This is a genomic window from Stenotrophomonas sp. 2YAF26, from assembly GCF_052114625.1.
GTDB lineage: Bacteria > Pseudomonadota > Gammaproteobacteria > Xanthomonadales > Xanthomonadaceae > Stenotrophomonas > Stenotrophomonas indicatrix.
Window position 1 is genome coordinate 24,775 of record NZ_JBFRFC010000006.1, and the last position, 18,718, is coordinate 43,492.

The 18,718-nt window shown below is 66.2% G+C and carries 17 protein-coding genes; 9 read left to right on the plus strand and 8 right to left on the minus strand.

The window, feature by feature from the left end; translation table 11 throughout:
- Positions 1 to 484: 484 nt before the first annotated feature.
- On the minus strand, positions 485 to 1,285 hold the full coding sequence (locus AB4Y98_RS08305; protein ID WP_099819852.1) for an ABC transporter permease: 801 nt from the start codon (positions 1,283 to 1,285) through the stop codon (positions 485 to 487).
- Positions 1,282 to 2,250: an ABC transporter ATP-binding protein gene (locus AB4Y98_RS08310; protein WP_312108583.1), complete on the minus strand. Its 969-nt coding sequence runs from the start codon at positions 2,248 to 2,250 to the stop codon at positions 1,282 to 1,284. Before AB4Y98_RS08310 ends, AB4Y98_RS08305 begins: the two co-directional genes overlap by 4 nt.
- 84 nt (positions 2,251 to 2,334) lie before the next feature.
- On the opposite strand from AB4Y98_RS08310, the gene AB4Y98_RS08315 reads away from it, so the two are divergent.
- Positions 2,335 to 3,084, plus strand: a complete 750-nt coding sequence (locus tag AB4Y98_RS08315) for a ferredoxin--NADP reductase (RefSeq protein ID WP_363733793.1) — start codon at positions 2,335 to 2,337, stop codon at positions 3,082 to 3,084.
- Between the two features lie 140 nt (positions 3,085 to 3,224).
- Here the strand turns inward: AB4Y98_RS08315 and AB4Y98_RS08320 are convergent, their stop codons facing one another.
- From AB4Y98_RS08320 to AB4Y98_RS08330, 3 genes are all read right to left on the minus strand, one after another.
- A complete protein-coding gene (locus AB4Y98_RS08320; RefSeq protein ID WP_312108580.1) occupies positions 3,225 to 4,385 on the minus strand; it encodes a lytic polysaccharide monooxygenase in 1,161 nt (386 codons plus the stop codon).
- Between the two features lie 159 nt (positions 4,386 to 4,544).
- Complete coding sequence (locus AB4Y98_RS08325) at positions 4,545 to 5,624, minus strand: lytic polysaccharide monooxygenase (protein WP_442244196.1); 1,080 nt, start codon at positions 5,622 to 5,624, stop codon at positions 4,545 to 4,547.
- A gap of 351 nt (positions 5,625 to 5,975) precedes the next feature.
- A complete protein-coding gene (locus AB4Y98_RS08330; protein WP_353101527.1) occupies positions 5,976 to 6,461 on the minus strand; it encodes a DUF1203 domain-containing protein in 486 nt (161 codons plus the stop codon).
- A gap of 271 nt (positions 6,462 to 6,732) precedes the next feature.
- Between AB4Y98_RS08330 and AB4Y98_RS08335 the strand changes: the two genes are divergently transcribed.
- From AB4Y98_RS08335 to AB4Y98_RS08345, 3 genes are read left to right on the plus strand one after another with little or no spacing between them, the layout of a single operon-like run.
- Complete coding sequence (locus tag AB4Y98_RS08335; RefSeq protein WP_442244140.1) at positions 6,733 to 8,259, plus strand: alpha/beta hydrolase; 1,527 nt, start codon at positions 6,733 to 6,735, stop codon at positions 8,257 to 8,259.
- Positions 8,256 to 9,002 (plus strand): ABC transporter ATP-binding protein, encoded by a 747-nt coding sequence (locus AB4Y98_RS08340; RefSeq protein WP_025877565.1) that lies wholly within the window; start codon positions 8,256 to 8,258, stop codon positions 9,000 to 9,002. Before AB4Y98_RS08335 ends, AB4Y98_RS08340 begins: the two co-directional genes overlap by 4 nt.
- Positions 8,999 to 10,183, plus strand: a complete 1,185-nt coding sequence (locus tag AB4Y98_RS08345; protein ID WP_442244141.1) for an ABC transporter permease — start codon at positions 8,999 to 9,001, stop codon at positions 10,181 to 10,183. Before AB4Y98_RS08340 ends, AB4Y98_RS08345 begins: the two co-directional genes overlap by 4 nt.
- A 72-nt stretch (positions 10,184 to 10,255) precedes the next feature.
- Here AB4Y98_RS08345 and AB4Y98_RS08350 read toward each other — a convergent pair whose 3' ends face one another.
- Positions 10,256 to 11,059 carry an AraC family transcriptional regulator gene (locus AB4Y98_RS08350; protein WP_363733803.1) on the minus strand — a complete coding sequence of 268 codons (804 nt, stop codon included), beginning with the start codon at positions 11,057 to 11,059 and terminating at the stop codon, positions 10,256 to 10,258.
- A gap of 75 nt (positions 11,060 to 11,134) precedes the next feature.
- Here AB4Y98_RS08350 and AB4Y98_RS08355 point away from each other — a divergent pair, with 75 nt between their 5' ends.
- Entirely contained in the window at positions 11,135 to 11,389 is a 255-nt protein-coding gene (locus tag AB4Y98_RS08355) for a hypothetical protein (protein WP_312109056.1), read from the plus strand.
- Between the two features lie 82 nt (positions 11,390 to 11,471).
- Here the strand turns inward: AB4Y98_RS08355 and AB4Y98_RS08360 are convergent, their stop codons facing one another.
- Positions 11,472 to 12,479: an energy transducer TonB gene (locus AB4Y98_RS08360; RefSeq protein ID WP_312787308.1), complete on the minus strand. Its 1,008-nt coding sequence runs from the start codon at positions 12,477 to 12,479 to the stop codon at positions 11,472 to 11,474.
- A gap of 200 nt (positions 12,480 to 12,679) precedes the next feature.
- Complete coding sequence (locus AB4Y98_RS08365) at positions 12,680 to 13,306, minus strand: TIGR00645 family protein (protein WP_230112884.1); 627 nt, start codon at positions 13,304 to 13,306, stop codon at positions 12,680 to 12,682.
- A gap of 113 nt (positions 13,307 to 13,419) precedes the next feature.
- Here AB4Y98_RS08365 and AB4Y98_RS08370 point away from each other — a divergent pair, with 113 nt between their 5' ends.
- The 4 genes from AB4Y98_RS08370 (at position 13,420) to AB4Y98_RS08385 (ending at position 18,672) form a co-directional block, all read left to right on the plus strand.
- Positions 13,420 to 14,109: a glutathione binding-like protein gene (locus tag AB4Y98_RS08370; protein WP_442244142.1), complete on the plus strand. Its 690-nt coding sequence runs from the start codon at positions 13,420 to 13,422 to the stop codon at positions 14,107 to 14,109.
- A gap of 157 nt (positions 14,110 to 14,266) precedes the next feature.
- Positions 14,267 to 16,492, plus strand: a complete 2,226-nt coding sequence (locus AB4Y98_RS08375; RefSeq protein WP_442244143.1) for a S9 family peptidase — start codon at positions 14,267 to 14,269, stop codon at positions 16,490 to 16,492.
- 25 nt (positions 16,493 to 16,517) lie between these two features.
- On the plus strand, positions 16,518 to 17,033 hold the full coding sequence (locus AB4Y98_RS08380; RefSeq protein WP_223497093.1) for a cytochrome c oxidase assembly factor Coa1 family protein: 516 nt from the start codon (positions 16,518 to 16,520) through the stop codon (positions 17,031 to 17,033).
- 298 nt (positions 17,034 to 17,331) lie between these two features.
- On the plus strand, positions 17,332 to 18,672 hold the full coding sequence (locus AB4Y98_RS08385; RefSeq protein WP_442244144.1) for a M12 family metallo-peptidase: 1,341 nt from the start codon (positions 17,332 to 17,334) through the stop codon (positions 18,670 to 18,672).
- Positions 18,673 to 18,718 lie beyond the last annotated feature (46 nt).

Below are 18,718 nucleotides of genomic sequence, written 5' to 3' on the forward strand. Positions count from 1 at the left end.
CCCACCCGGCCACGGACGCGTTCCGTGTGCGTCCACCACGGAAAACAAAGAAGAAAATCAAAAGCAACAGCGGGTCGCTTCGCTCATTCCCCGCGATCATCTTTCCGATGGATCTATATCCATCAGCTCACAAACGAAAAGAGCCGAGCAGATGCTCGGCTCCATCGCGAATGCTTCATCCACGCATGGCGTGGACCTACTGTGTCGACCAGGGTCGACACCCACCAACAGCAGCACAGACGCCGTTCCGACAGCAGCGGAAAACTGTCGAAGGCGGGGTGGGTCCGGTTTCGGGGGTGTCCGCGGCATGGATGCCGCGGCCAAGCCCCCAGGGATGGGTTTACGGCGTCCCCCGCAACCGGACCCACCCCGCCATCCCACGGATAGCCCGCGTTTGACGTTGCTGTTGCTGTTGCTGTTGCCGGCCAGCGGCCGGCACTACCTACCACCGCGGGTGCAGGGCCGCAGGCCCTGCAGAACATCCTCAGCTGCGCATGCCCACGCCACGCTTCAGCAACCACAGCGCCAGCGCCGTCAGCACCACCACGAAACCGATCATCAGCGCATACGCCACCACCACCGGCACATCGCTGCTGCCCAGCAGGCCATAGCGGAACGCATTGACCATGTAGAAGATCGGATTTGCGTGCGTGGCCGCCTCTGCCCATGGCGGCAGCAGCTTCACCGAGTAGAACACGCCACCCAGGTAGGTCAGCGGGGTCAGGATGAAGGTCGGCACGATCGCAACGTCATCGAACTTCTTCGCATACACCGCATTGATGAAGCCAGCCAGCGAGAAGATCGTCGCGCCCAGGATCACCGTGGTCAGCGTCACCAGCGGATGCGGAATGCGCACCGGGGTGAAGAACATCGCGATGATCAGCACGATCACGCCCACCATCAGGCCGCGCAGCACCGCACCGGCCACGTAGCCCCACAGGATCACCCAGTTCGGCATCGGGCTGACCAGCAGCTCTTCCACGTGGCGGCCGAACTTGGCGCCGAAGAACGAGGAGCTGATGTTGCCGTAGCTGTTCTGGATCACGCTCATCATCACCAGGCCCGGCACGATGAACTGCATGTAGGTGTAGCCGCCCATGTCGCCCACGCGCGAACCGATCAGGCCGCCGAAGATCAGGAAGTACAGGGTCATGGTGATCGCCGGCGGTACCAGGGTCTGGCCCCAGATGCGCATGATGCGGGCGACTTCGCGGCGCACGATGGTCATCAGTGCGATGCGGTTGCGCTGGCCGTCGGTCAGGACCGGGGTCGGGGTGCTGCTCATGCGGACGTCTCCTGGTTGCCGGTGAGGCGCACGAACAGTTCCTCCAGGCGGTTGCTCTTGGTACGCATCGAACGCACGCGGATGCCCGCCGCGTTCAGTGCCTCGAACACGCGGTTCAGATCCATCGCACGTGGCATGTCGATGTCCAGCGTATGGCCGTCGGTGGCGATCAGGGTTGCCCCCTCGATCACCGGCAACTGGGCGGGCAGGGTGCCGTCGATGTCCAGCAGGAAGCCTTCCACGTCAAGCTTGGCCAGCAGTTCGCGCATCGGGCCCTGGGTGACGATCTGGCCGTGGTCGATGATGGCCAGGTTGCGGCACAGGTGCTCGGCCTCTTCCAGGTAGTGGGTGGTGAGGATGATCGTGGTGCCGGCGGCGTTGATCTCCTTCAGCACCCGCCACATGTCGCGGCGGATCTCGATGTCCACGCCAGCGGTCGGTTCGTCCAGGATCAGCAGGCGCGGCCGGGTCATCATCGCGCGTGCGATCATCAGCCGGCGCTTCATGCCACCGGACAGGGTGCGGCTCATCACCTGCGCCTTCTCCCACAGGTGGGCGCGCTTGAGCTCAACTTCGGCCATCTGCTCGGCTTCGGCGCGCGGGACGCCGTAGAAGCCGGCGTAGTTCACCAGGATGTCGAAGGGCTTTTCAAACAGGTTGAAGTTGATCTCCTGCGGCACCAGCCCGATCAGGCGCATGGTAGCGCTGCGGTTGCGCACCAGGTCGCTGCCGAACACTTCCACTTGGCCCTCGCTGAGGTTGACCAGGGAACTGATGATGCCGATCAGGGTGGATTTGCCGGCACCGTTCGGGCCCAGCAGGGCGAAGAAGTCGCCCGGGGCCACTTCCAGCGAGACCCCTTTCAGGGCCTGGGTGCCGTTGTCATAGGTTTTACGCAGGTCGCGCACGCGCAGGGCGGGCGCCGTATCGTTCAGGGAAGCCAAGCTCGAAGCCTTCGCGCCCATGGGCTGGCGCTGGAGAGGGGCGGGGAAGGTCTATTATAGAAGACCCCGAGGGCTTGCCCCGGCTACACACTGTCCCGAAAAGTCGTGCCTGTCCAATTCCCCATCAAACTGGTCGACCGCCGCATGCTGGCGCCCTCCATCGGCCATTACCAGTTCGTGCGTGACGACGGCCAGCCGCTGGATTTCCAGCCCGGCCAGTTCATCCAGGTCCATTTCAGCTATGCCGATGGCACTGAAACCAAGCGCAGCTATTCGCTGGCGACCATCCACGACCACGCGCTGGGCCCGGGCGAGGCGGTGGATATCGCGGTCAGCTTCGTCCCCGGTGGCGCCGCCACGGCGCTGTTCGAGGCGCTGGACATCGGCGGCCAGGTCAGCGCGTCCGGCCCCTACGGCCGGTTCTGCCTGAACCCCGGCGACCACAACGGCCGCTACCTGCTGATCGCCACCGGTACCGGCGTCACCCCGTACCGCTCGATGTTGCCGTTGCTGGCGACGGCGATGGCCGAGCGGGGTGTGCAGGTGGTTCTCCTGCAGGGTGCGCGCAGCCCGGGTGAGCTGCTGTACAGCGATGATTTCTACAGCTTCGCCGAAAAGCAGCCGAACTTCCGTTATGTGCCGTGCCTGTCGCGGGAACTGCCGTCCGAGCCGCACCCGGACGTCCACCATGGCTACGTGCAGCAGGCACTGGCGGAGTTCACGCCGGACCCGGCCACCGACATCGCCTACCTGTGCGGCAACCCGGACATGGTCGACGCCTGCGCCGAAGCGCTGAAGGCGGCGGGCCTGGGCAATCCGCAGATCCGCCGCGAGAAGTACGTCAGCAGCAAGTAGTGCCGGCCGCTGGCCGGCAATCCCACGAACCCGGGTAGTGCCGGCCGCTGGCCGGCAATCCCACGAACCCGGGTAGTGCCGGCCGCTGGCCGGCAATCCCGCACACCGGAGGCGGCATCACACCGCCCCGGCGCCCCGCTTCAGTACGGCACCCAGGCATCGCGCCAGGCCGAACCCACGCCCGGCCGGTACGCCTCTGCATTGATGTTGCACCAGGCGCCTTCCGGGAACGGGCGGCAGGCGTACAGCTTGCCGTCGGTGCCCTTGACCACGGTCTCGCCCGGCTTGTAGCTGCCGATACCGGCCGGATACACGAAGTCGTAGTCGTCACCCGGCGGCGGATCGACCGGACCCGGCAAGCGGGTATCGAGCTGGAACAGGTTGCCCGGCCTCAGATAGACACGGTTCTCGGTGGCCGAGACGACGGGCGTGATCACGCCATCCTTCATCACGCCCACGCGTGCCTGTTGGGCGCTGCCATTGACCTTGCGGGCCAGCGCCAGCGGCCACTGGTTCGCAGCGGTCTGTCCGGCTGCCAGGGTGATCTCCGGGCGTTCCAGGTCGTTGCCCTGGGCATTGAACACGCGCAGGGTCACGGTGGTGCCAACGTCCAGCGCACCGCGGGCGGTCACCGGACCAGCATCCTGCCACTGCGGCGGCGGGGTCACGCCACCGCCCCCCTCGAAGCGCACGTCCGCGCAGGTGTAGAACGCCTCGCCCGAATCCGAGCGCTGCCAGGTGTTGTAGATGATGTGCTGGCCGCTGCGCTCGGGCAGCGGGCAGTCCAGCTTGTAGACGTCGCCGGAAAGCGGCACGTTGCCCAGCGTGCAGAACTCCTGCAGGTCCGCCCAGCGCAGCGGGCTGCCCGGTTGCCAACCGTCGCGGGTGACGTAGAACTTCCACTCGCGTGTGGCATGCGGCGCCGGTGCCTTGAACTCGAAGGTGTAACGCCCGCGCGAATCGGCGCGGATCGGCGAGGTCGGCCAGTCACTGCGGTTCAGATCGAGGCCGCGGTACTTGCTGTTGCCGCCGCTGCACAGCTCACCATCTGGAACAACCGCTTGATGGTTGCCGTTGGCGTTGGCCTGGTTGATGCCGGCCCAGTCATAGAACGGCTGTGCGCCACCGATGGCCTTGGCGGCGGCACAGGCCGGGTTGGTCGGGTTCTCGGGGTTGCCCTGGTAACAGGAATAGACGCGGCTGGATGGCTTGGACAGAGTGCCGTGTGCGAAAGCGCCGCCAGATACGGCTACACCCGCGACAACGGATAGCGCGAGGACGGCCCGCTGGGACAAATGCATGGAGAATCTCCTGTGGGTGATGGAACCCGCGGAGTTTCGACACGCGTTCCCCTGGTCGCTATAGGAATAGTTTGAAAGGGGAAGGTGCGCTTACTTTGCTGAGATGAAGCTCACATTGTTCGGGGAACGGCGTTCTTCCGCCGTTCCCCGAATGACATCTCAGTAGGGCACCCACGCATCGCGCCAGGCGGCACCCGCACCAGGCCGATATGCCTCAGCATTGACGTTGCACCATGCACCTTCCGGGAACGGGCGGCAGGCATACAGCTTGCCATCGCTGCCCTTCACCACGGTCTGGCCCGGCACGTAACTGCCGATGCCGGCGGGGTATACGTGGTCGAAATCACCACCCGGTGACGGCGTACCCGGGTCCGGCACCTTGGTGTCGAGCTGGAAGCGGTTGCCGTTCTTCAGGTACACGCGGTTGTCGGTGGCCGAAGCGGAGGGCGTGATCGCGCCGTTGCTGAGCACGCCGACGCGCGCATGCTGGGCACTGGCATTGACCTTGCGGGCCAGCGCCAACGGCCACTGCGCCGGCGTGGTCTGGCCTGCGGCCAGCGTTGCTTCCACACGTTCCACGTCGTTGCCGTTGGCATTGAACACCCGCAATGCCAACGTGGTGCCCACGGGCAGCTCGGTACGCGCGGTGACCGGCCCGGCATCCTGCCACTGCGGCACCGGCGTGGTACCGCCGCCGCCTTCAAAGCGCACGTCCATGCAGGTGTAGAACGCTTCGGTCGAATCCGAGCGCTGCCAGGTGTTGTAGATCACATGCTGGCCGCTGCGCTGCGGCAGCGTGCACTGCAGCTTGTAGGTGCCATCGGCCGACAGCGGCGTATTGCCCAGCGAACAGAATTCCTGCAGGTCGGCCCAGCGCAGTGGGCTGCCCGGCTGCCAACCGGCGCGGGTGACGAAGAACTTCCAGTCACGCGTGGCATGCGGGGCGGTGGCCTTGAACACGAAGGTGAACTTGCCGTTCGCATCGGGCTGGATCGGCGTGGTCTGCCAGTCGCTGCGCTCCAGGTCCAGGCCGCGGAAGGTCGGGTTGTTGCCGCTGCACAGCTTGCCGTCGGGCACCACGGCCTGGTGGTTGCCGTTGGCGTTGGCCTGGTTGATGCCGTTCCAGTCGTAGAACGCCTGCGAGCCGGCCACTGCCTTGGCTGCCGCACACGCCGGGTTGGTGGGGTTCTCCGGGTTGCTCTGGAAGCAGGCATAGACGCGGCTGACCGGGGTGATCATCGTGCCGTGTGCGGCCGCGTTGCCGGCAACGCCAACACCGGCGCCAACGAAGACGGTAGCCAACAGCAATAACGAAGACGGTAGCCAACAGCAATGGGGTGTATCGCAGAGACATGGGGCATCCTTGTGGTCGTCGAAGGGAGCGGTGACCGCAGCACCCGCGCTGAGCCGCGCGACGGACGATGAGCGGTACCGCCGCGAGTATCGAGCTGCCGTGCACAGTGGGAAACCACGTCAACGCCGATCCGTGACTACGTGTGTGAAGCCCTTCCCGCAGGCTTCACGCCACGCTGAACGGATACGCTGGCGGTCACGCCTGCAGCACGGCGGCGATCACGTTCGCGCGCACCGTCATGACTGTTGATTGCCTGCCCGATCCACCTGGCACGAAAAGCATCCATGCCCTGCGTTGTGCAGTTGTACGAAGGCCACCGTCGCATCGGCGAACAACCGGTCCAGGTGCGCGGCAACCTCGGTGCCCTGGCAGACCAGGCCGCTCAGCATGAAGTCCGCGCTGTCATAGGCGCGCACCGAGATCAGCCGACGGTGCACGTAGGCGGGTACCACGCCTGCCGGCAGCACGCAGCGGGTCGCACCGCGCTGCACGAAGATCGGACCCGAGGCGCGGTAAGGCGAATGCGTGGCCAGGTGTCTGTAAGGCAGCAGAAGCAGTTCCGCACCCGCGGGCGCGTCAGTCAGGCTGACCCTGCAGGGGAAGCCGCCGCTGTCGCCGGCGCGCCGCCGCACGATTCCCTGTGCGGCCAAGGCGTCGTCGCTGGTTTCGAAAAGCGCTTCGAACGGCTGGTGGTCGATGCCACTGAGTTGCCACGCATGCATGGAGTGTCTCCCGGTTCTGCGCACATTCTGCCGGCGCTACGGGCCGCCTGCTCGCCATTTTCCGCCACCTGATCGCGCTGGCCGATACCGCCCTGTACCGGGCAAAGGCCGAGGGTCGCAACCGTCTGGTGGCCGTGCCGACGCCGGCCCAGGACATCCGCCTGTCGCCGCCAGCGTCCGGCGCGTGTAAGTTGGGTCACATTCGATTGGTCACATCTGCCGCGGCACACCGTCGTGGTGGACAGGAACATCCCCAGGGGAATCACGCACGATGCAAAGACACCATTTCGCGCGGGCCGGGTTGCTGGCCAGCATGCTGATTGCCGGCTGCAGTGCACCGCCGCAGGCAGGGTCCGACGGCGCGGGCGATACACCCAGCCGCCGCTACGGCCAGATCGATTTCCGCCCCTGCACGCTGGCCACCGAAGGCGCCAATGCCAACGTCGAGGCGCAGTGCGCGACGTTCCAGGTGCTCGAAGACCGGAGCAGGCCGGATGGCCGCAGGATCGATCTGCGCGTGGCCTGGCTGGAGTCGGGCAACAGCGGTTCGGGCCTGCCGGACCCGGTGTTCTTCCTGGCCGGCGGACCTGGCCAGGCGGCCAGCGAGGTGGCCGTCATCGTCGATACGGCACTGCGCCAGGTGCGCAAGCAGCGCGACATTTTCCTGATCGACCAGCGCGGCACCGGCGGCTCCAATCCGCTCAGCTGCCTGGGCGCGGACGGCAAGGAGCTGCCGATGGATGAAGACGCTGCGCCCAGCGAGGCGCTGCTGCGCGAGTACGCGGAGCGCTGCGCCGCGTCGCTGAAGGGCCGTGCCGACCCGCGCTTCTATACCACCGCCGAAGCCATCGCCGATCTGGACGCGGTACGCCAGGCGCTGGGCGCCAACACGCTGAACCTGGTCGGTGGCTCGTACGGCACCCGCGTTGCCCAGCGCTACGCGGCCGCGTACCCGCAGCACACCCGCAGCATCGTGATCGATGGCGTGGTACCGAACGAGCTGGTGGTCGGCGGCGATTTCGCCACGACCTTCGACAACGCGATCACCCTGCAGTCCGAGCAGTGCCGCAAGGACGCTGTCTGCAGCAAGCGCTTTCCGGTCGACACCCGTGCGCAGTTGCGCAGCGTGGTGGAAACCCTGCGCCGCGCGCCGGTCACGGTCGACTACCGCGACCCCGGCACCAATGCACCGCGGCAGGATGTGCTGACCCCGGACAGCGTGGTCGGCCTGGCGTTCGCCTTCTCCTACGTACCGCAGTACTCCTCGCTGTTGCCGCTGGTGCTGGATGAAGCGGCACAGGGTCGTTATGCACCACTGGCGTCGCTGGCGCGCGGTGCGACCCGCAGCATGGATTTCCAGATCAACCGTGGCATGCAGTGGTCGGTGATCTGCAGCGAAGATGCTCCGCGCTACCAGGCGCCGGTCGAAAGCAGCGACAGCCTGGTCGGCCCGGAAGTGGCGCGCGCGTTCTTCGCCGCCTGTCCGGTGTGGCCGCACCAACCGGCTGCGGCGGCTGCGGCAGTGCCGCTGCACAGCGACCTGCCAGTGCTGCTGCTGTCCGGCGAACTGGACCCGGTGACGCCGCCGCGTTACGCCGAGCAGGTGCTCAAGGGCCTGCCGAAGGGACGCGCGCTGGTTGCCCGCGGCCAAGGCCACGGCACCCTCACCGCCGGCTGCATGCCACGCCTGCTCGGCCAGTTCATCGACACCACCGATGCCAAGGCGCTGGATGCCAGCTGCCTGGACACGCTGAGCTACGTGCCGGCGTTCACCTCGTTCAACGGATGGGCCCCATGATCGTCGCCGACAACCTGCACAAGGCCTTCAATACCCGCACCGGTCGCATCCAGGCGGTGGCCGATGTCGGCTTCCGCGCCGAGGATGGCCGCATCACCGGCCTGCTTGGACCGAACGGCGCTGGCAAGACCACCACCATGCGCATGCTGTACACGCTGATGACGCCCGATGAAGGCAGCATCACCGTCGATGGCATCGACGCAGCCCGCGATCCGGTGGAAGTGCGTCGCCACCTCGGCGTGCTGCCGGATGCACGTGGCGTCTACAAGCGGCTGACCGCACGCGAGAACATCGCCTACTTCGGCGAGCTGCATGGCCTGTCCGCGTCGCGCATCCGCGAACGTATCGAAGTGCTGTCGCATGCGCTGGACATGGCCGACATCCTCGATCGGCAGACCGATGGCTTCTCGCAGGGCCAGCGCACCAAGACCGCCATTGCCCGCGCGCTGGTGCACGACCCGCGCAACGTGATCCTTGATGAACCCACCAACGGCCTGGACGTGATGACCACCCGCGCGCTGCGCCGCTTCCTGCTGGGCCTGCGCGAGGAAGGGCGCTGCGTGATCCTGTCCAGCCACATCATGCAGGAGGTCGGTGCGCTGTGTGACCACATCGTGATCATCGCCAAGGGTACGGTGATGGCCGCCGGCAGTGCCGATGAACTGCGCGCGCAGTCCGGCGAGCCCAACCTGGAAGATGCGTTCGTGAAACTGATCGGCAGCGAAGAGGGCCTGCACGCATGAGCATGATGTCGACCCTGATGACGGTGATGCGCAAGGAACTGCGCGACCTCTCGCGTGACCGCCGCACACTGCTGCTGACCCTGCTGTTCGGCCCCGTGCTGTACCCGCTGCTGATCCTGGGCATGGGCAAGCTGGCGGAAAGCCGCGTGCGGATCCAGATCGAACAGCCGCTGCAGATTCCGASCATCGGTGCGGAGAATGCGCCGAACCTGGTGCGCTTCCTGGCGGCGCAGGGATTGAACGCCGCGCCGGCACCGAAGGATCTGGCCGAAGCGATCCGCTCGCAGGAGATCGACGTGGCCCTGCGCATCAGCCCTGAGTTCGGCAAGGACTGGGCCGATGGCAAGCCTGCGCTGGTGGAAGTGATCCGTGACAGCACCCGTCGTGCCGCCGAAGTGCCCAGTGCGCGGCTGCAGGCGGCCCTGGCAACCTACAACGGCCAGGTTGGTGCGCTGCGGCTGATGGCGCGTGGCGTCGACGCACAGGTTGCACGACCGCTGGATGTGGCCACCCAGGACATGGCCAGTGCCGAGGCCAAGCGCGGCATGATGCTGTCGATGCTGCTGCCGGTGCTGCTGACGCTGACCTCGTTCATCGGCGGCGCCTACCTGGTGATGGATGCCACCGCCGGTGAGCGCGAGCGGCAATCGCTGGAGCCGTTGCTGGCGACCCCGGGGTCGCGCAGCGCCATCGTCAGCGGCAAGATCGCCGCCGCCTGCGTGGTCGGCTTCGCCTCGTTGCTGCTGACCTTGATCGCATTCAAGGCCAGCGCGCAGATCGCGCCCGGCAACGTCGGCCGGCAGCTCAACATGAACATCGGCTCGATGCTGCAGATGCTGCTGGTGATGGTGCCGATGCTGCTGATCGGCACCTCGTTGCTGACCTTCCTCTCGGCCGCCGCCAAGAGCATGAAGGAAGCGCAGAGCCACATGACCTGGCTGGTGCTGCTGCCGATGCTGCCCGGCTACGCGTTGATGGCTTACCCGGTGAAGAGCGAGCTGTGGCAGTACGCGGTGCCGTTCCTGTCGCAGAACCAGATGCTGCTGAAGGTGATCCGCCACGAGGACATCAGCCCGACCATCTGGGCGGTCTACCTCGGTGCCAGCCTGGCGCTGGCCGCCGTGCTGTGGTTCGCCGCCGTGCGCCGCTACCACAACGAGCGGCTGGCGATTTCCGGCTGAGTGGAACCGGTAGCGCCGGGCGATGCCCGGCGGATGTGGCACGAGGCCCGGTCATGCCGGGCCTCGTGCATTTCAGCGCTGTGAAGCGTTTCCGTCTGCATACCGCGCCGGCGTCACTCCCATCTCGCGCTTGAATACCGCGATGAAGGCGCTGGGCGTGTCGTAGCCCAATGACAGCGCCACCGTGGTGACGGATTCACCGGCCAGCAATCGCGGCAGCGCCAGCAGCACGCGCAGGCGCTGCCGCCAGCGGGTCAGGGTCATGTTCGTTTCGGCCTGCCAGCGGCGGGCGAGGCTGCGACTGGACAGGCCGCTGGCGGCTGCCCAGTCTTCGACGGTACGGGTGTCATGTGGCGCTCGTGCCAGGGCGGCGGCGATGCGGCGCAGGCGGCGGTCACCGGGTTGCTGCAGCGCAAGTGGCAACGGCGTGCCTGCAGCGATCTCATCGGCGATCACCCCGGCCAAGCGCTGTTGCCCCGCATCCAACGCCTGCCCGGACCAGTGCAGCGCCCGCGGCACTGCCACCTGCAGCAGGTCGCTGGGCTGGAAGATGCGCGGTGCGGTGGGCAGGCCCGCGCAGGCCTCCTTGCTGAAGTACAGGCTCCAGCCATCGAAGCTGCCGATGCTGGAAAGCGCATGCGGGTGCTGCGGCGGAAGCCACGCCACGTGCCCGGCCGGAAGCAGCCAGTGAGTGTCGCCCACCTCGATCCGCAACAGGCCGGTGTGGGCGCCCAGCAGTTGCCCGCGCGCGTGCTGGTGGCGGGCGGTGCGCCGTGAACCCGGCATCGCCAGCTGCGTGCCGAGCAGGGCCGGCCCGCCGTTGGCCTCAGCCAACGCAGGGTCGATCATTGGTGTCTGGAATGTCTGTTCTGCCATATCCTTTGGCAGTTATACGGCAGAACGGTCGATGGCGAGCGTCGACACTGGGCGCCCACCTCCCAGGAGCACGCCATGCAACCGCAGGACATCCTTCCCGATCACCAGAACGACGTGCAGGTGAACGGTCTCACCGTCCGCAAGGGCAGTGTCGGTGCCTTCCTCGCCAGCGTCCGCGACTGGCAGGCCCCAGCCAGTGACGATGCCACCCGTGCCACCGCCGAAGCCGATCTGCGCAGCCTGCTGCCCGGGCTGCACGCGCTGGGCCTGTTCCAGGTGCTGAGCGCACGTGATCCAGCACTGCAACGGCTGATCGACAGCGCAGCCTGAAACGCACAAGGCCCGGACATGCCGGGCCTTGTGCGTCATTACAGGCAGAAGCGACTTAATCCCCTCCGTCCCTTTTCTGCGATCAGCCGCCCGGTGCGAACACCAGCGTGCGGCGGGTGGTGACAGGCGCCGTGACCGGCTCGAAGCGCCAGCGCTTGACCGCGTTGAGGGCTTCGCGATCGAAGACACGCGATGGCGTGGCGCGCAGTACGCGCGCATTGGTCACCGAGCCGTCGGTGCCGACGGTGATCTCCACCAGGACTTCGCCGGAGGTACCCGAACGCAGTGCTTCGGCCGGGTAACGCGGGGCTGGCGTGCTCACCGGGCGCAGGCTTGGTGCAGCGGCGGTCGCGGCCTGGCGGGCGGCATTGGCCTGCTGCGCAGCGGCCTGCTGCTGCTTCTGCTCGGCATCACGGCGCGCAGCAGCCTGGCGTTCGGCTTCCTGGCGCTCGCTGTCACGGCGGGCAACGTCCTGCTGTGCGGCAATCTGCTTGGCCGCCTCGGCTTCCTTGGCACGCTGTTCGGTCAGGCGCTGCTGCTCGGCCAGCTGCTTGGTGCGGTCTTCAGCGTCCTTCTTGACCTTCTCGGTCTCGTCTTCGGTGCGCTTGGCGGCAACCTGCACGCCCTTGGTCAGGCCTTCCTTCAGGCGCGGCAGAGCCGGGGCCGAGGCATCAACCTTTTCGATCAGGGCGACCAGCCGCTGCGCTTCAGTGAAATCCTCGCGGCCCAGATGCTGCTCGGCGGCGATCAGGGTGTACGGCAGAAGATCGGTCAGCGCGCTCTTCACCGAGGCATCGTCCGGCGTCTTGTCGCGCAGTGCCAGGTAGTACTCGATGGCGTTGTCGCCAGCCGGGGCGTACATGCGGTTCTCGCGCAGTGCCTGGCTGGCCGATTCGCGCAGCTGCTCGGTACCCATCGACTGCACCTTGGCGGCCACTGCCGGTGCGGCTGGTGCTGCAGCGGTGGGGGCAGCGGCGCCCGGCGCGGCCGGAGCCGGTGTTTCTTCCTTGCCCGAGCATGCAGCCAGGGCCAAAGCCAGAGCGACCGGCAACCACCGGCGCGCGGCAGCGATCATTGCGACGTGCGACATCCTGCTCCCCTCTAAGAAGACGACGTTACGACAAACGTAGGCAAGCCTGCCGGGACTGGAGGTCCGGGCGCGGTCGATGACGTTTCCCGACGCCATCGCCGACGACGGCGAGGGTGCAATCTAGCATCCCGGCCTCACCTGCGCACAAGGGCAGGTGTAGCGGGCCGGTGGCGGCACTGGTACCGCCACCGGGATTGGGGTCAATGTGCGGCGGACTTGCCGTGGCCTTCCGGCTTGTCATGGCTGCCGGACATCAGTTTGTCGGTCCATGCGATGCCGATCGCCGACAGGATGAACACGCAGTGGATGATCGTCTGCCAGAGGACGCCGTCAGCCGTCAGCATCGAGCAGCGGGCCACGCCGATATTGGCGGCAGCCACGCTCATCTGCTCCGGGGTGCACAGCGGGATACCGCCCAGCGCGCCGGTGGCAATGAACGTCTTCAACAGGTGGATCGAGGAGATGCCGATGATCGCCATCGCCAGCTTCACCTTCAGCACGCTGGCGTTGACGTGGCTCAGCCATTCCGGCTGGTCCGGGTGGCCCTCCAGGCGCAGGCGCGAGACGAAGGTTTCATAGCCGCCGACGATCACCATCACCAGCAGGTTGGAGATCATCACCACGTCGATCAGGCCCAGCACGATCAGCATGATCTGCTGCTCGCCCATCGACACCGAGTGCGAGATCAGGTGCCACAGTTCCTTGCCGAACAGGAACACGTAAACGCACTGGGCAACGATCAAACCCAGGTACAGCGGCAGCTGCAGCCAGCGGGTAGCGAAGATCAGGCTGGACAGCGGGGACAGTAGCGGACGGTTTGCACTCATGCGGAGGATGCTGCGTTTCGGGGGAGAGGCGAGGTTACCGGCCCGCCATGACGGTGCCAAGCCAACGCACGCACTAGACTTCAGGTTCCTTTCCGTACCCCAGAGCCGCCGCCATGATCGACCTGTATTACTGGCCTACCCCGAACGGCCACAAAGTGACCCTGCTGCTGGAAGAAGCCGGCCTGGAGTACCGCATCCACCCGGTCAACATCGGCTCGGGAGACCAGTTCAAGCCGGAATTCCTGGCCATTTCCCCCAACAACAAGATGCCGGCCATCGTCGACCACGCCCCGGCCGACGGCGGCGCCCCGCAGAGCGTGTTCGAGTCCGGCGCGATCCTGCTGTACCTGGCCGAGAAGACCGGCCGCTTCCTGCCGACCGACCCGCGTGGCCGCGTCACGACCCTGGAATGGCTGTTCTGGCAGATGGCCGGGCTGGGCCCGATGAGCGGGCAGATGGGCCATTTCAATGTGTACGCGCCGGAGAAGATCCCGTACGCGATCGAGCGCTACGACAATGAAGTGCGCCGCCTGCACGGGGTGATGGACAAGCGACTGGCCGAACACGCCTTCCTGGCCGGCGAGGACTACACCATCGCCGATATGGCCAGCTACCCGTGGGTTGGCGCCTACGACAAGCTGCCGGTGGATTTCGACGCCTTCCCCCACCTCAAGCGCTGGCACCAGGCCATTGCCGACCGTCCGGCCACCCAGCGCGCTTACGCGCTGCGCACGCAGGTGAACCCGGACGCCGGCAAGCCGCTCAGCGACGAAGAGCGCAAGCACCTGTTCGGCAAGCGCTGACCCGGCACGGTGGGTGCCGACCGTTGGTCGGCACTCATCATGGGAAGACCTCATGGGCAGAAGGTCATGCTGTCTTCCCGCACCGGCTTGGTTAGGATGGAGGCTGACCGTCCCGCGCCTGCCGCGGTGACGGACCTGCCGTTTGCCGGGATCCTCCATGCGCCATCTGTTCGCCTCGCTCGCCCTCATGCTCGCCACCAGTACCGTCGCCCACGCTGAAAAACTCACCCTGGAAGCCATCACCGGCCCGCTGCCGCTGTCCGGCCCGACCCTGATGAAGCCGAAGGTGGCGCCGGACGGCTCGCGCGTGACCTTCCTGCGCGGCAAGGACAGCGACCGCAACCAGCTGGACCTGTGGAGCTATGACATCGGCAGCGGCCAGACCCGCCTGCTGGTGGACTCGAAGGTGGTGCTGCCGGGTACCGAAACCCTCAGTGACGAAGAAAAGGCCCGCCGCGAGCGCCAGCGCATCGCCGCGATGACCGGCATCGTCGACTACCAGTGGTCGCCGGACGCACAGCGCCTGCTGTTCCCGCTGGGCGGCGAGCTGTACCTGTACGACCTCAAGCAGGAAGGCAAGGCGGCAGTGCGCCAGTTGACTCACGGCGAAGGCTTTGCGACCGACGCCAAGCTGTCGCCCAAGGGCGGCTTCGTCAGCTTCATCCGCGGCCGCAACCTGTGGGTGATCGAGCTGGCCAGCGGCAGGCAGATGCAGCTGACCGCTGATGGCAGCACGACCATCGGCAACGGTATCGCCGAATTCGTCGCCGACGAGGAGATGGACCGCCATACCGGTTACTGGTGGGCGCCGGACGACTCGGCCATCGCCTACGCGCGCATCGACGAAAGCCCGGTGCCGGTGCAGAAGCGCTACGAAGTCTATGCCGACCGCACCGATGTGGTCGAACAGCGTTACCCGGCCGCGGGCGATGCCAACGTGCAGGTGAAGCTGGGCGTGATCTCGCCGGCGGAACATGCGCAGACGCAGTGGATCGACCTCGGCAAGGAGCAGGACATCTACCTGGCCCGCGTCGACTGGCGCGATCCGCAGCACGTGAGTTTCCAGCGCCAGTCGCGCGACCAGAAGAAGCTCGACCTGGTGGAAGTCACCCTGGCCTCGAACCAGCAGCGTGTGCTGGCCCACGAAACCAGCCCGACCTGGGTGCCGCTGCACAACAGCCTGCGTTTCCTCGACGACGGCAGCGTGCTGTGGTCGTCCGAGCGCACCGGCTTTCAGCATCTGTATCGCATCGACAGCAAGGGCAAGGCCACCGCGCTGACCCACGGCAACTGGTCGGTCGATGAACTGCTGGCGGTCGATGAAAAGGCCGGCGTGGCGTACTTTCGCGCCGGCATCGAATCGGCGCGCGAAAGCCAGATCTACGCCGTGCCGCTGCAGGGCGGCCAGCCGCAGCGCCTGTCGAAGGCGCCGGGCATGCACAGCGCCAGCTTCGCGCGCAACGCCAGCGTATACGTGGACAGCTGGTCCAACAGCAGCACCCCGCCGCAGATTGAACTGTTCCGCGCCAATGGCGAGAAGATCGCCACCCTGGTCGAGAACGATCTGGCCGACCCCAAGCATCCGTATGCGCGCTACCGCGAGGCGCAGCGTCCGGTCGAATTCGGCACGCTGACTGCCGCCGACGGCAAGACGCCGCTGAACTACAGCGTGATCAAGCCGGCCGGCTTCGATCCGGCCAAGCGCTACCCAGTGGCGGTGTACGTGTATGGCGGCCCGGCCAGCCAGACCGTCACCGACAGCTGGCCTGGGCGTGGCGACCATCTGTTCAACCAGTACCTGGCCCAGCAGGGCTATGTGGTGTTTTCGCTGGACAACCGCGGTACCCCGCGCCGCGGCCGTGACTTCGGCGGCGCGCTGTATGGCAAGCAGGGCACGGTGGAAGTGGCCGACCAGCTGCGCGGCGTGGCGTGGCTGAAGCAGCAGCCGTGGGTGGACCCGGCGCGTATCGGCGTGCAGGGCTGGTCCAACGGCGGCTACATGACCCTGATGCTGCTGGCCAAGGCGTCGGACAGCTACGCCTGTGGCGTGGCCGGCGCACCGGTCACCGATTGGGGCCTGTACGACAGCCACTACACCGAGCGCTACATGGACCTGCCGTCGCGCAACGACGCCGGTTACCGCGAAGCACGCGTGCTGACCCACATCGAGGGCCTGCGCTCGCCGCTGCTGCTGATCCACGGCATGGCCGACGACAACGTGCTGTTCACCAATTCGACCAGCCTGATGAGCGCGCTGCAGAAGCGCGGCCAGCCGTTTGAACTGATGACCTACCCCGGTGCCAAGCACGGCCTCTCCGGTGCCGACGCACTGCATCGCTACCGCGTTGCCGAAGCTTTCCTGGGGCGTTGCCTGAAACCTTGATCATCGTCCGGGAAGGAGCCCGCCCATGACCCTGCCGCCGCCGATTCCTGCTCCCTCCACCCTGGCTTCCGGCTGGTGGTGCCGGCATTGGCGCTGGGCGATGCCGTTGGCGGTGCTGCTGTTCCTGGCCGCACTGGGCGGCGCCATCGCCTGGAGCGTGCTGCGCTGGACCGAGGCCGCGCACGACAGTGCGCCGATGCGCGAGGCCATGCGCCGCGCCGGCTGCAGCGTCGAACTGGTGCAGGTATTCGGGGAACCGCTGCAGGCCGGCACGCTGCCGCTGGGCAGCATGCAGACCGCCATCAACGGCGAGCGCGACGTTGGCCTGACCGTGGCGCTGGAAGGGCCGCATGCGCACGGCCGCCTGTTCGTGAAGGGCACCCGCAGCGACGACGTGTGGGATTACCCGGTGATGTACGTGCTGGCCGAAGACAAGCAGACCTTCGACCTGAGCGCGCTGGATGATGCCGAGGCGGCGGGCGAATGCGAACTGCAGAAATGCCGTGACCGCGGTGAATGCCCGCTTACGCTCGCGCTGTGACTGTACGACGGCCGCGGACTCAGAGACTGTCGCGATCCGCCACAGTTGAATTTACTCTTCCCGATCAAGCCTCGGCTCGGCTCAGTACGTCTCATGGGAGACCGCTCAATTCCGACACCGCACGACGCTGGTGAGCCGGTTCTCTATTGGCGCAGCCTTCAATCTTCACTGCTTCGATAGCGTGGATTGATAGTGCGAACGACGTCCCGGAATGCTGGCGCAGGCTCACTCCAATGATTGATCCGTTGCAGCGTAGATCTGGCTGCAACGCTTCACTTCATCCTGGAAGGAGCGTGCAATGCGAACGTATGCAATCAGGAGCGTGGTAGGGCTGACAGTCTTTGCGCTGCTTTTGGTCACACCCGGCATGGCTGCTGAACCATTCGTGGAGGTGCTCTCGGACGCGCCATTGGCTGTGGCAGAGCAGCAACTGCGCAGAGCAGGAGATGATGTGGACTGGGTGCGCCGGGTTCGCGTGAATGAGGCCGCCTTGGCTGCTGATGAGATCACCGTGGATCTCCACGACAGGGTTCTTCACCTTGTCCGCGATCCTTCCGAACCCCTGTTCGACAGCGTCCAGAGTGTGATCTACCGGCCTGCGGGTGACGAAGGTGCCCAACGAGAGGTACGCTCGATCTCAGGCCTGCAGTGGGTGGGCAGGGTGAAGTCCGTAGCGCCGGATGTTGAAAGGAAGCTTGGGCAGCCCACGTACGTGAGAATCTGGTCGGACGCTTCAGGAACACATGCGAGATTCAGCCATGGGTTCTGGCATTACACGCTGGACGGTGATCGACTGGTAAAGCGCGATGTGCGCCGCGCTCTACGGGACGAGCGTGACGATGTGAGGGACCGGCGGCCAGATCGGCCTGCTCCAGACCTTCCTCCAGGAATCGCCGGCGGAGGGAGCGGCGAAGGGCGCGATGTGATTCGGGTTGCGTACGGCTTTGCGGCAGGCGCGCTGGTGGACGGGCTTGATCCGGCAATCGAGCAGGTCAGGGCTGCGGTGATCGAGGCCAATGCAGGATTTGCAGCGAGCGGTATTGAACTGGAGTTGCAGACGGCGGCCAACGCGCTTCCGGGATACCGCGAAACCACGCTTGATCAGACTCTCGATGACATCGCAAAGGGTAGGCACGGACCACTCTGGCTACTGCACGTGGCGCGGGAGGGTGAGCGAGCCGACGTGATGGTGATGATCATCGATACACATTCGGGCGCTCCCGCATGCGGATTGGCCCAGCAGGTATTGGCGACCCGCGAAACAGCCTTTCTCGCTGTTGAGCGCAGATGCCTGGACCAGCACACCCTTGCGCATGAGATCGGCCATTTGCTGGGAGCAGATCATGATCCCGAGAACGCGGCACTTGATCCGCCCAGATTCGCATACGGGCACGGCCATCGTTTCAACGAGCAGGCGTTGCCTGGCTGGCGTACCGTCATGGCCTTGGAGTGCACTGACCGGGCCTGCCCGCGGGTGAATCTATGGTCATCCCCGGTGATCCAACATGAGGGCCTGCCAACCGGATCGGCTGATCTTCATGACAACGCAAGAGTCCTGCGCGAGACGAAAGGCGTCGTTGCCGACTTCTACCCGGATCCGCTATCGCAGAACCCCGATGCCTCATACCGCGCCCCGTGACCTCCGGCCGATTGTCGCCACCGCCATGAGCGCGTAGGGTGCGGGC